We start from the raw sequence: 12,352 nt of genomic DNA on the forward strand, positions 1-12,352 counted from the left end.
CGGCCCCGGCGCGCCCGTCCGCGGCACCACCACACGAGCTGTACGAACGGCACGTCTCCCCCCGACGCCGCCCTCTGCGAAGGAGTTCTCGGTCATGACGAAGATCGTCAACCACTGGATCGGCGGCAAGACCGCCGAAGGCGCCTCGGGAACCTACGGCCCGGTGACCGACCCGGCGACCGGCGAGGTCACCACCAAGGTCGCCTTCGCCTCCGTCGAGGAGGTCGACGCCGCGGTCGCCGCCGCCAAGGAGGCGTACCTGACCTGGGGACAGTCCTCGCTCGCCCAGCGCACCTCCATCCTGTTCAAGTTCCGCGCCTTGCTCGACGCCCACCGCGACGAGATCGCCGAGCTGATCACCGCCGAGCACGGCAAGGTGCACTCCGACGCCCTCGGCGAGGTCGCGCGCGGCCTGGAGATCGTCGACCTGGCCTGCGGGATCAACGTGCAGCTGAAGGGCGAGCTGTCCACCCAGGTCGCCAGCCGTGTGGACGTGGCGTCCATCCGCCAGCCGCTCGGCGTGGTCGCCGGCATCACGCCGTTCAACTTCCCGGCGATGGTGCCGATGTGGATGTTCCCCCTCGCCATCGCCTGCGGCAACACCTTCGTGCTGAAGCCCAGCGAGAAGGACCCGTCCGCCTCGGTCCGCCTCGCCGAACTGCTCGCCGAGGCCGGCCTGCCCGACGGCGTGTTCAACGTCGTGCACGGCGACAAGGTGGCCGTCGACCGCCTCCTGGAGCACCCGGACGTCAAGGCCGTCTCCTTCGTCGGCTCCACGCCGATCGCCCGCCACATCCACACCACCGCCTCCGCCAACGGCAAGCGCGTCCAGGCCCTCGGCGGCGCCAAGAACCACATGCTGGTGCTGCCCGACGCCGACCTCGACGCCGCCGCCGACGCGGCCGTGTCCGCCGCCTACGGCTCGGCGGGCGAGCGCTGCATGGCGATCTCCGCGGTCGTCGCCGTCGGCGCGATCGGCGACGAGCTGGTGGAGAAGATCCGCGAGCGCGCCGAGAAGATCAAGATCGGCCCCGGCAACGACCCGGCCTCCGAGATGGGCCCGCTGATCACCGCGACCCACCGCGACAAGGTCGCCTCCTACGTCACCGGCGCCGCCGCCGAGGGCGCCGAGGTCGTCCTGGACGGCACCGGCCACACCGTCGAGGGCCACGAGAACGGCCACTGGATCGGCATCTCCCTGCTCGACAAGGTGCCGACCACGGCCAAGGCCTACCAGGACGAGATCTTCGGCCCCGTCCTGTGCGTGCTGCGCGCCCAGACGTACGAGGAGGCCCTGGACCTCATCAACGCCTCGCCGTACGGCAACGGCACCGCGATCTTCACACGGGACGGCGGCGCCGCCCGCCGCTTCCAGCTGGAGGTCGAGGCCGGCATGGTCGGCGTGAACGTCCCGATCCCGGTCCCCGTCGGCTACCACTCCTTCGGCGGCTGGAAGGACTCCCTCTTCGGCGACCACCACATCTACGGCAACGACGGCACGCACTTCTACACCCGCGGCAAGGTCGTCACCACCCGCTGGCCCGACCCGGCGGACGCCCCTTCCGGCGTCGACCTGGGCTTCCCCCGCAACCACTGAGCCCGCTCAGGGGGCGCGTGGCCGTGTACCGCGAACGCGGTACACGGCCACGGTCGCCTACACCGCCGGGAGGCCCCCGAGTTCGGTCTCCGGTCGACAACTGGCCGACAGGCGGACCCCGTACGGTTGACGCATGGATCTTCGACTGCCCGGCCGGCCATGGCTGCGGTCACGGCGGCCCCGGCGGACCCTCGCCGCCGCGGCCGCCGTCGTCGTGCTCGCCGGGGCCGGCACCTGGACCGCCGTCGCCTCCGACGACGCGCCCCCGGTGCGCCGCGCCGACCGCGCCATGACGACGGGCGACGGGGTGCGCATCGACACCTCCTTCTTCACCGCCGGACCCGACGGCCGGCGCCCCGCCGTGCTGCTCGGCCACGGCTTCGGCGGCAGCAAGGAGGACGTACGGGAACAGGCCGAGGACCTCGCCCGCGACGGCTACGCCGTCCTCACCTGGTCCGCGCGCGGCTTCGGCGGGTCCACCGGGAAGATCGGGCTGAACGACCCCGAGGGCGAGGTCGCCGACGTCTCCCGGCTCATCGACTGGCTGGCAGACCGGCCCGAGGTGCGGCTGGACAAGGCCGGCGACCCCCGCGTCGGCATCGCCGGCAACTCCTACGGCGGGGCCATCGCCCTGCTCGGCGCCGGACACGACGACCGGGTCGACGCCATCGCCCCGGCCATCACCTACTTCGACCTCGCCGACGCGCTCTTCCCGGGCGGCGTCTTCAAGAAGTTGTGGGCGGGCGCCTTCGTCACCTCCGGCGGCGGCTGCGCCCGCTTCGAGCCCGCCCTGTGCGCGATGTACGAGCGGGTCGCCGAGTCGGGCGTGCCGGACGACCGGGCCCGCGCCCTCCTCGAAGCCCGCTCGCCGTCCGCCGTCGCCGACCGCATCGACGTGCCCACCCTGCTGATGCAGGGTCAGACCGACTCTCTGTTCCCGCTCGGCCAGGCCGACGCCGCCGCCCGGGCCATCCGCGCCAACGGCGCCCCCGTCAAGGTCGACTGGCTGGCCGGCGGCCACGACGGCGGCGACCCCGAGACCGACCGCCTGCACGGGCGCGTCCGTGCCTGGTTCGACCGGTACCTCAAGGGCGACAAGAACGCCGACACCGGCCCCGCCTTCCGCGTCACCCGCACCGGAGGCGTCGACTCCACCGACGGCCGGGCCCAGCTGCGCGGCGCGAGCGCCGACAGCTACCCGGGCCTGGCCGGCGGCACCCGGTCCGTGCCGCTCGCCGGCCGCGAGCAGCGCTTCGCCAACCCGGCCGGCGCCAACCCGCCCGCCGTGTCCGCGCTGCCCGGCATCGGCGGCTCCGGCGGCCTCTCCCAGCTGTCCTCCCTCGGCGTCGGCGTCTCGCTCGACTTCCCCGGCCAGCACGCCCGCTTCGACTCCGCCCCGGTCGCCCGCGACCTGCGCGTCACCGGCTCCCCGACCGTCACCGTGCGGGTCAGGTCCACCAGCGACGACGCCGTCCTCTTCGCCAAGGTGTACGACGTCGGCCCGGACGGCCGGCAGCAGGTGCTGCCCTCCCAGCTCGTCACCCCGGTCCGCGTCGAAGGCGCCCGCGCGGGCAAGGACGTACGGCTCACCCTCCCGGCCGTCGACCACGAGGTCCGCAAGGGCCACCGGCTGCGCCTGGTCCTCGCCTCCACCGACCTCGGCTACGCCTCTCCGGCCGCCCCGGCGACGTACTCCGTCGCCCTGAAGAGCGACCTGACGGTGCCCACCGCCCCCGGCGTCACCACCGCCGCGGCCCCGCTGCCCGCCTGGGTGGTGTGGCTGCCCGTCGCCGGCGCCGTGATCGCCCTCGCGCTGCTGCTCACCGGCCGCCGACGCACCACCGCCCCGGCCCCCGACCCGGACCTGGCCGACGTCCCGCTGCAGATCACCGGCCTGAGCAAGCGCTACGCCCGCTCCGCCGACCGGTACGCCGTACGGGACCTGTCGTTCCGGGTGGAGAAGGGCCAGGTGCTCGGCCTGCTCGGACCCAACGGCGCCGGCAAGACCACCACCCTGCGCATGCTGATGGGCCTCATCAAGCCCGACGACGGCGAGATCCGGGTCTTCGGCCACGCGGTACGCCCCGGCGCGCCCGTGCTGTCCCGGGTCGGTGCCTTCGTCGAGGGCGCGGGCTTCCTGCCGCACCTGTCCGGCCGGGAGAACCTGGAGCTGTACTGGGCCGCCACCGGCCGCCCGCCCGAGGACGCCCACCTGGACGAGGCCCTGGAGATCGCCGGCCTCGGCGACGCCCTCGCCCGCGCGGTGCGCACCTACTCGCAGGGCATGCGCCAGCGGCTCGCCATCGCCCAGGCCATGCTCGGCCTGCCGGACCTGCTCATCCTCGACGAACCCACCAACGGCCTCGACCCGCCGCAGATCCGCGAGATGCGCGAGGTGATGATCCGGTACGCGGCCGCCGGACGCACGGTGATCGTCTCCAGCCACCTGCTGGCGGAGGTCGAGCAGTCCTGCACCCACCTCGTCGTCATGGACCGCGGCCGGCTGGTCCAGGCGGGCCCCGTGCACGAGATCATCGGCTCCGGGGACACCCTGCTCGTCGGCACCGTCACGCCCGTGGAGGAGCCGGTCGCCGAGAAGGTCGCCGCGCTGCCCGGCATCGCGTCCGCCGTCCGCACCGACGAGGGGCTGCTGGTCCGGCTGGACGCCGACGGCACCGCCCCCCGGCTGATCGCGGAACTCGTCCGGCTGGAGGTGCCCGTGACGTCGGTGGGCCCGCACCGCCGCCTCGAGGACGCCTTCCTCACCCTGATCGGAGGTTCCGCATGAGCGCGCTCACCGAGCGGGCCGAGCAGGCCGGGCCCACGGGACCCGGGCCCGTCGAGGCCGCCGCCGGCTACCGGCCCGGTCACACCCTGCCCCTCCGGGTCGAGCTGGTCCGCCAGCTCAAGCGCCGGCGCACCCTCGTCATGGGGGCGGTCCTCGCCGTGCTGCCGTTCGTACTGGTGATCGCCTTCGCGATCGGCGGCGAACCCGAGGGCCGCGACGGCCGGATCACCCTGATGGACACGGCCACCGCGTCCGGGGCCAACTTCGCCGCCGTGAACCTCTTCGTGTCGGCGGGCTTCCTGCTGGTCATCCCGGTCGCCCTGTTCTGCGGGGACACCGTCGCCTCGGAGGCCGGCTGGTCCTCCCTGCGCTATCTGCTCGCGGCGCCCGTGCCCCGGATGCGGCTGCTGTGGTCCAAGCTGATCGTCGGACTGGGACTGAGCCTCGCCGCGATGGTGCTGCTGCCGGTGGTGGCGCTCGCCGTCGGCACCGTCGCCTACGGCTGGGGCCCGCTGCACATCCCGACCGGCGGCGCGCTCGCCCCGGGCACCGCCGCCGGACGGCTCGTGGTGGTCGTCGCGTACCTGTTCGTGTCGCAGCTGGTCACCGCCGGTCTGGCGTTCTGGCTGTCCACCCGCACCGACGCCCCGCTGGGCGCGGTCGGCGGCGCGGTCGGCCTGACCATCGTCGGCAACGTCCTGGACGCCGTCACCGCCCTCGGCGACTGGCGGCACTTCCTCCCCGCGCACTGGCAGTTCGCCTGGGCGGACGCCGTCCAGCCGACCCCGGAGTGGTCCGGGATGATCCAGGGCGCCGCGGTGTCCGTGACGTACGCCCTCGTGTTGTTCGCACTGGCGTTCAGGGGGTTCGTGCGCAAGGACGTCGTGTCCTGACTTCGTCCCGCCGGAGCGTCACGCGGGCCAACCGGGTGAACCTGCGCAACCGATCCCGTGGAGCCAGGTTGATGAAGGAGACAGGCCACAGGGTGGCCGAGGCCGGAACGCGCGGTCTCGGCCGCCACTCTCCATGCCGGGGCCGGCCTCCCATCAAGCAGGAAGACAACCACATTGCGACAGACCCTGAGCAGGGGAGTGTTCGCGGCGGCCGCTGCCGCCACGGGCATTCTGTCCCTGTACGGAACCCCCGCCCTCGCCGACTCGTTCGCGGGGGGCGGTGCCGAGGATTCTCCCGGTGTGCTGTCCGGGAACAACGTGCAGGCGCCGGTCCACGTGCCGGTCAACGCATGCGGCAACACCGTCACCGCCGTCGGCGCCTTCAACGAGGCGTCCGACAACACGTGCGTCAACAGCTCCGGCGGGCACGGTGAGCACGCCGGCGGCGCCCAGGCGGTCGGCGGCACCAAGGGCTCGCCCGGCGTGCTGTCCGGCAACAACGTGCAGGCCCCGGTCCACGCCCCGGTGAACGCGTGCGGCAACAACGTCACCGCGGGCGGCGCCTTCAACTCGGCGTCCGACAACACCTGCGCGAACGTCTCGGACGGCGGGCACGAGCACAAGTCCGCGGACCGCTCGGCGCATTCCTCCCACCACGAGGCCGCCTCGAGCGCGTCGCACGCCGAGAGCGGCGGCGCCCACGCGGTCGGCGCCGCCAAGGGCTCGCCCGGTGTCCTCTCGGGCAACGTCGTCCAGGCGCCCATCGACCTGTCGCTGAACGCGTGCGGCAACAACGTCAACCTCGTCGGCCTGTTCAACGAGGCGTCCGACAACACCTGCGTCAACGACTCCGGCCACAAGGAGAAGGAGCCGGAGAAGACGCCGGAGAAGGACAAGCCGGAGCCGCCCACCAAGGTCGTGACGCCGCCGAAGCACGTCGAGCCGCCGGCCGTCGAGACCCCGGGCAACCCGCCGCACCTCGCGGAGACCGGCACCGACGGCCTGATGGCCGCCTCCGCCGCCGGTGCCGTGCTGCTCACCGGCGGGGCCATGCTCTACCGCCGCGGCCGCGTCGGCGCCCGCCGCTAGCGGCTCCACGGAAGCCGGGCCCACCCCACCCGGCGTCCACGCCCCCCGGCACGAAACGTCCCCCGGACCTCCTGGTCCGGGGGACGTTTCGTCGTGCCGTCCGTCAGCCCCGCACCGGAGCCGGCGCACCGCCCCGGCCACCGCCCGCGGGCACCGGGACCGTCCCGCGCACCGGGGCCGTACGCAGCCGCCGGCGCACCCCCTGCACCAGGGTGGACGCCGTGAACGTCGCGCCGTGCACGAACCGCATCGCCGGACCGAAGCCCGACGCCGTCACCAGACCCGCGAGGAACAGCCCCGGGTAGGAGGACTCGAAGCCGCGGTCGAGCACCGGGGAACCGTCGGGCAGCGCCGCCATCGCACCGCGCAGCTCCGCCGAGAGCAGCCCCAGCCGGTCACGGTGCGCCTTGAACCCGGTCGCGGCGATCACGTGCTCGGTCTCCAGCGTGCGCCGGGCCCCCGTCACGTCGGCCAGCTCCAGCCGCAGCCCGCCGGGCACCGCGGCCGCCGCGGTCACCTCGTGGCCCGGCATCAGGTCCACCCCGCGCTCCACCCGCTCCCGCACCCACCAGGCGCCCGCCGGGCCCAGCGCGGTGGCCGCGATCCGCGCACGGGTCGTCTCCGGCAGCCGCCGGAACAGCCCCGGCCGCTCGGAGTAGAACCAGTTCCGCCAGCCCGGGCCCAGACCGCTGTGCGGCGAGCGCGCCGACTGCCACCAGGGGCGCTCCCACGGCGGCGGCACGTCGTTCCAGCGCAGCCGCTCCGCCCGCGCCAGCACCCGCACCCGCGTGCCCTGCTCCGCCAGCAGCGCCGCCGTCTCCAGCGCGGCCTGCCCGCCGCCGATCACCGTGACGTCCTTGCCCTGGAAGGGCCCGAGGTCACTGTGGTGGCTGCTGTGCGTCACCAGCGTCGGGTGCAGTCCCCGCAGCGCGGAGGGCACCTCGATGAACGGCATCACCCCCACCGCCAGCGCCACCGTGCGCGCGTGCAGCACCTCCCCGTCCTCGGCGACGGCGCTGAAGCCCTCCGGTCCCGACGACACCCGCGCGATCAGGCGCTCGTCCACCTCCGGCACGGCGTTGCGGGCGAACCACAGCCCGTAGGAGGCGAAGTCCTCCACCGGGATCGGGTGCGCGTGACGAGCCGTCAGCCCCCGCTCGGTGCAGTAGGCGTCCAGCCGCCAGCGGCCGGCCGGGTCGGACAGGTTGGACGCCCACGGCTCCGACTTCAGGAACATCCCGGGGGGCATGTGGTCCCGCCAGGACGCCATCGGCCGGCCGAGGACACGCAGGTTCAGTCCGGCGGCCGCGGCGTGCGACGCGATCGACAGACCGTACGGACCCGCGCCCACCACCAGGAGGTCGTACATCATCAGCTGCTCGCTTTCTCGTTGTCGGTCAGGGAGGGCGTGTCCGCCCGGGGTACGGGGCGCTGCGCCGGCACCGGTGCCGCGGTGCCGAGTCGCCGGCGCAGCCGGCCGGACACATGGCGGGCCCACAGGCCCCACATCGCCCAGCCCGGGGCCCGGTCGTCCCTCGCGTACCAGGCCAGTTCGCGCCCGCCGGGCGCGGGACGCAGCGCGGCGAGGGGCGCGTAGTTCTCCACCACGAACGACCTGCCGGTCACCGGATCGCCGTCCGGCAGCGCACGGCCCGTCAGGTCCGCGTGCAGGGCGCGGACGACGTCCAGTCCGGCGCTGTCCGTGAACAGCCGGAACTGGGCGCCGGGCCGCGGGTTGAAGTCGAGCAGGTGGTAGCGGCCGGTGCTGCCGCAGCGGCGGAAGTCCAGGTCGAGGACGCCGCGGTAGCCGAGTTCACCGGTGAGCCGCTCGGCGAGCGCGAACACCTCCGAGTTGGGCGTCCAGCGGCCCACCGCGGTCAGTCCCGCGCCGCGCGGCCAGGACCGGTGCTTGCGGCCCGGTCCGCCCGCGCGCACGGTGCCCGCGCGGTCGGCGTACCCGTGGAAGAACCAGTCCCGGTCCGGGCCGGGCGGCAGGAACGCCTGGAGCAGCAGCGGGCTGCCCGCCTCCGCGGTGCGCGCGTGCAGCTCCCTCGCCTGGCGGGCCGAGTGCAGCACCTGCGTGCTGCGCAGCCCGGAGCCCGCCGGGAGCAGCCAGGGGCGGCTCCACTTGGCGACCACGGGCAGACCGAGCCGCAGCGCGTCCTCGGCGGCCCGGGCCGGGGTGTCCGGGACCAGGGTGCGCGGGTGCGGCACGCCCACGGAGGCGCAGACATCGGCCAGCTGCCCCTTGTCCGCGACGCGTTCGGCGAGCGCCGCGGGCATCGCCGGCAGCAGGTAGGAGGGGCTCAGCTCCTCGCGCAGCCGGGCCGCGGCGATGGCGGTCGCGTCGTCCATCGGGACCAGGACCGCCGGGCGCCCCACGTCCCGCGCGACGCGGCGCAGCACGGCGAGGATCTGTTCCTCGGACGCGTCCGGAGGCGGCGGGGTGTGCAGCCGGCGCACAAAACGCGATCGGGACACGGGACTTCCCGTGCAGTCGGCGACGACATGCACCTCCACCCCCGCCCTGCCGAGGGTCCGGACGGCGCCCAGTGTGCCGTGGTGAAAGGGATTCCGGTCGATCCGCAGCACAACGGCGGGAACCCGGGTGTCAAGCAATGACACGCATTCTCACTTTCCTCTGGCGCCGCCTCACCCACACGGGGGAGAACGGCACTCGAAAGCCGCAGTGACAGTGGCACTGTCGTATTTCGTATGGCTGACTTCATATGACTGTTCGTCAACAGCGAGGCAGCAGGCAGCAGGCGGACGCGAGCGAGAAGAGGAGCAGCCAATGGCCCCACAGCACCGGCGGGTCCGGTCCCGCGCCCTGGCCGTGGGCGTGGCGGCGGTCGCCGTGTCGGCCGCCCTGGCGGCCGGCCCGGCGGCGGGGGTGGTGCACGCGGACGACGCCGGGGCGGCGCTGCCGGGCCCGACCGGCCGGCCCACGCCGGCGGCCGGCCCCGAGCCCGCGGCGGGCGCGCAGCCCGCGGCGTCGGCCGTCCCGACCCCCGCCGTCGACGTGCCCACCGTCACCCTGCCCGGCATCCCCGCGCCCGCCGTCCCCGACGTGCCCGAGGTCCGGCCGCCGTCGCTCACCCCGCCGGCCGCGCCCGCCCCCGCCCGCGGCGTGCCGCCCTTCGGCGCCTTCCTCGCCTCCGACGCCCGCGGCGTGCAGCGGATGGAGCAGCTCAGCCGCTGGCTGGGCGGCGCGGAGCTGCGCGTGGGCCACACCTACCTGCCGGGCAACCACTGGAAGGACATCGAAGGCGACATCGGCTTCCTCGACGCGTGGGCGGACTGGCGCAACGCTGACGACAAGCGGATGCTCGTCCTCAACGTCCCGCTCCAGGAGCGCAACGAGGCCGGCGTCTCCGACGAGGAGGTCCGCGGGCTGCTGCGGCGCGGCGCGGCCGGTGAGTTCGACCACCACTTCCGCGCCCTCGCCGAACGACTCGTCGCGCTGAAGATCCCGGACACCGTCCTGGTGCTCGGCTGGGAGATGAACGGCGTCACCTACACCCACCGCTGCGGTCCCGACCCGGAGTCCTGGAAGAAGTACTGGAACCGGATCGTCACCACGATGCGGGCGGTCCCGGGACAGGAATTCCGGTTCGAGTTCACACCCAACCGGGGCCGGGACGCCGTTCCGTGGACGCAGTGCTATCCGGGGGACGACACCGTCGACATCATCGGCATGGATTCGTACGACCAGCCCACCGGAATGTCCTTCGACGAGCAGGTGTCGGAGCCGTACGGGCTTCAGGCCCACGTCGATTTCGCCAAGGCCCACGGAAAGCCCATCTCCTATCCGGAGTGGGGGCTTTTCCGCAACGGCGACAATCCCGAGTACATGCGCCGCATGCTCGCCTGGATGCAGCAGCACCGGCCGCTCTACCACACGGTGACCGACTACTGCCCGCACGGCGTCTGGCAGTGCGACGACAACCCCGACGCCTCCCGCGTCTTCCGGTCCGCCCTGTACGGCCGTACGCCCGAGGACCCGCCGCAGACCCCGGCGCCGACCGAGCCGCCCGCCGGTCCCACGCTCCCGGACCACTGCTCGCCGCTGGACCTCGGCCGCTGGGTCGAGCACTGGCTCGGCGGGAAGCTGTGCCTGCGCTTCGACTGGTGGTCGCGCTCCCGGTAGGGCCGGGACCGTCCCGGCCGGGCTCACCGCCGTCACCGGGGCACGTCGGCGGCGGTGGCCGGGCCCGGCACCGAGGCGGCCGGCACCGGCTCCTCGCCCCGGCCGCCCCGGCGGGGCCGGGCCAGCAGCGCCAGACCGCCGAGCAGCCCGCCCGCGCTGGCACCGACCAGAGCGGTCACCCCCGCCGACGCCGACGCGGGCCCGCTCGGCCGCACCGCGCGGGAGAACTGCACGAGCCGCACCCGGGTGCTGTCCTTGGTGTCCTCCGCGTGCCGGGTCAGCGCCCGCGCCACCGCGTTGGCCATGTCGACGGAGAGACCGGGCCGGTCGGAGGTGGCGGTGACGGAGACCATCGGCGCGTCCGGCGAGGTCGCCGTGCGCACGCTGTCCCGCAGGGTGCGCACGGGCACACCGGCCCACACCTGCGCGTCCCCCAGCACCGCCAGCTGGGTGGCCACCCGCCCGTAGGCCTGCGCGAAACCGCGCGCGGACTCCGGGGTCGCCTGGTCGGTCGGGACGGCCACCACATAGCTGGTGGCCGTGTACTCCGGCGGCGTGAGCAGGCCGTACGCGCCGCCGCAGAGACCGCCGAGGAGTGTTCCTGCCACCAGCGCGGACCAGGCCGGCAGCTTTCTGACGCGGTCCAGGGACGGAAGGCGCCGGCGGGTCGGGGTGTCGGTCATGAGGGACTTGCTTCCTTAGGGTGCGAGGGACGGTGACGGACCGGTGACAGCGGCCGTGTAGACGTCCATGAGGCGGGCTGTGCTGCGGGTGATGCTGTAGTGGCGGGCGGCCTCGGCGGCCGTGCGCGGGGCCGGGCCCGCCGCGCGGCCCTCGGCGATCGCGCGGGCGTACGCGTCCGGGCCGCCGCGCACCTGCCGGGCCCCGGCCGAGGCGGCCGGCGGCAGGTCCTCGATGGCCGGGCAGGAGCCGTAGAGCACGGGCAGCCCGGCGGCCAGTGCCTCCACCGCCGCCAGGCCGAACGCCTCCTCCGTGGACGGGGAGGCGAAGAGGTCCATCGCGGAGGTGAGCGAGGGCAGGTCGGGGCCGGGTGAGCCGTCGGGCACGGCGGGACGCTCGCCGGTGAACAGCACCCGCCCGGACACTCCCGCTTCGTGCGCGGTGCGGCGCAGCACGTGCTCCTCGGGGCCGCCGCCCACCAGCAGCAGCCAGTGATCCTCCGGCAGCCGGGCCAGGGCCCGCACCAGCACGTCGAACCGCTTGCCCCGGGCCAGCCGGCCCACCCCGCCGACGACGAACGCGCCGTCCGGCAGCCCGAGCCGGCGGCGGGTGCGTTCCCGCCGCTCCGGGTCGAAGCGGAAGCGATCCGTCTCGATGCCGTTCGGCACCACCTCGATGCGTGGCGCGGGCACGCCCCAGCGCTTCAGCCGGTCGGCCACCGTGGGCGAGACGGCGACCGTCGCCGAGCCGAGCCGCTCGCTCGCCAGGTACAGCGCGCGCACGCCCCGCGTCAGCGCGCGGCCCTCCATCTGGGAGTCGCCCAGCGAGTGCTCGGTGGCCACCACCGCCCGCACGCCCGCCACCCGTGCGGCGGGCCTCCCGTAGACGCAGGCCCGGTACAGGTGGGTGTGGACCAGGTCGTAGCCGCCGGAGCGGATCACCCGGACCAGACGCGGGAGCACGCCGACGTCGCGGTTGCCCGCCATGCCCAGGTGCAGCACGCGCACCCCGTCGGAGCGCAGGCCGTCGGCGACCGGGCCCGGGTTGGTCAGCGTCACCACGTCGCAGTCGACCGGCAGATGACGCAGCAGCAGCCGCAGCTGCTGCTCGGCACCGCCCACGCCGAGGCCGGTGATGATGTGCAGCGCCCTCAT

At 74.5% G+C, this 12,352-nt stretch carries 9 protein-coding genes; 5 read left to right on the top strand and 4 right to left on the bottom strand.

All coding sequences use genetic code 11. The features are described 5' to 3' along the window. The first annotated feature begins 94 nt into the window (after window positions 1-94). The 4 genes from mmsA to B100_RS0126540 all read left to right on the top strand — a co-directional run bounded on the left by mmsA (window position 95) and on the right by B100_RS0126540 (window position 6,367). A complete protein-coding gene (gene mmsA / locus B100_RS0126525) occupies window positions 95-1,597 on the top strand; it encodes a CoA-acylating methylmalonate-semialdehyde dehydrogenase (RefSeq protein WP_024887433.1) in 1,503 nt (500 codons plus the stop codon). A gap of 133 nt (window positions 1,598-1,730) precedes the next feature. Then, window positions 1,731-4,385: an alpha/beta fold hydrolase gene (locus B100_RS0126530; RefSeq protein ID WP_024887434.1), complete on the top strand. Its 2,655-nt coding sequence runs from the start codon at window positions 1,731-1,733 to the stop codon at window positions 4,383-4,385. Further along, on the top strand, window positions 4,382-5,278 hold the full coding sequence (locus tag B100_RS0126535; protein WP_024887435.1) for an ABC transporter permease: 897 nt from the start codon (window positions 4,382-4,384) through the stop codon (window positions 5,276-5,278). Before B100_RS0126530 ends, B100_RS0126535 begins: the two co-directional genes overlap by 4 nt. Window positions 5,279-5,452: 174 nt before the next feature. After that, window positions 5,453-6,367 (top strand): chaplin, encoded by a 915-nt coding sequence (locus B100_RS0126540; RefSeq protein WP_024887436.1) that lies wholly within the window; start codon window positions 5,453-5,455, stop codon window positions 6,365-6,367. A gap of 103 nt (window positions 6,368-6,470) precedes the next feature. On the opposite strand, the gene B100_RS0126545 is transcribed toward B100_RS0126540, so the two are convergent. Next, window positions 6,471-7,736 carry an NAD(P)-binding domain-containing protein gene (locus B100_RS0126545; protein ID WP_024887437.1) on the bottom strand — a complete coding sequence of 422 codons (1,266 nt, stop codon included), beginning with the start codon at window positions 7,734-7,736 and terminating at the stop codon, window positions 6,471-6,473. 2 nt (window positions 7,737-7,738) lie between these two features. Next, complete coding sequence (locus tag B100_RS0126550; protein WP_024887438.1) at window positions 7,739-8,992, bottom strand: hypothetical protein; 1,254 nt, start codon at window positions 8,990-8,992, stop codon at window positions 7,739-7,741. Between the two features lie 169 nt (window positions 8,993-9,161). Between B100_RS0126550 and B100_RS0126555 the strand changes: the two genes are divergently transcribed. After that, the gene (locus B100_RS0126555) at window positions 9,162-10,517 is read left to right on the top strand and encodes a glycosyl hydrolase (protein WP_024887439.1); all 1,356 of its coding nucleotides are present in this window, start codon (window positions 9,162-9,164) and stop codon (window positions 10,515-10,517) included. Window positions 10,518-10,549: 32 nt separating this feature from the next. Here the strand turns inward: B100_RS0126555 and B100_RS34285 are convergent, their stop codons facing one another. Both B100_RS34285 and B100_RS34290 read right to left on the bottom strand, forming a co-directional pair. Beyond that, entirely contained in the window at window positions 10,550-11,200 is a 651-nt protein-coding gene (locus tag B100_RS34285; protein ID WP_037723555.1) for a YveK family protein, read from the bottom strand. Between the two features lie 15 nt (window positions 11,201-11,215). Beyond that, window positions 11,216-12,352 carry a glycosyltransferase gene (locus tag B100_RS34290; RefSeq protein WP_037723557.1) on the bottom strand — a complete coding sequence of 379 codons (1,137 nt, stop codon included), beginning with the start codon at window positions 12,350-12,352 and terminating at the stop codon, window positions 11,216-11,218.

The organism is Streptomyces sp. CNH189 (assembly GCF_000527195.1).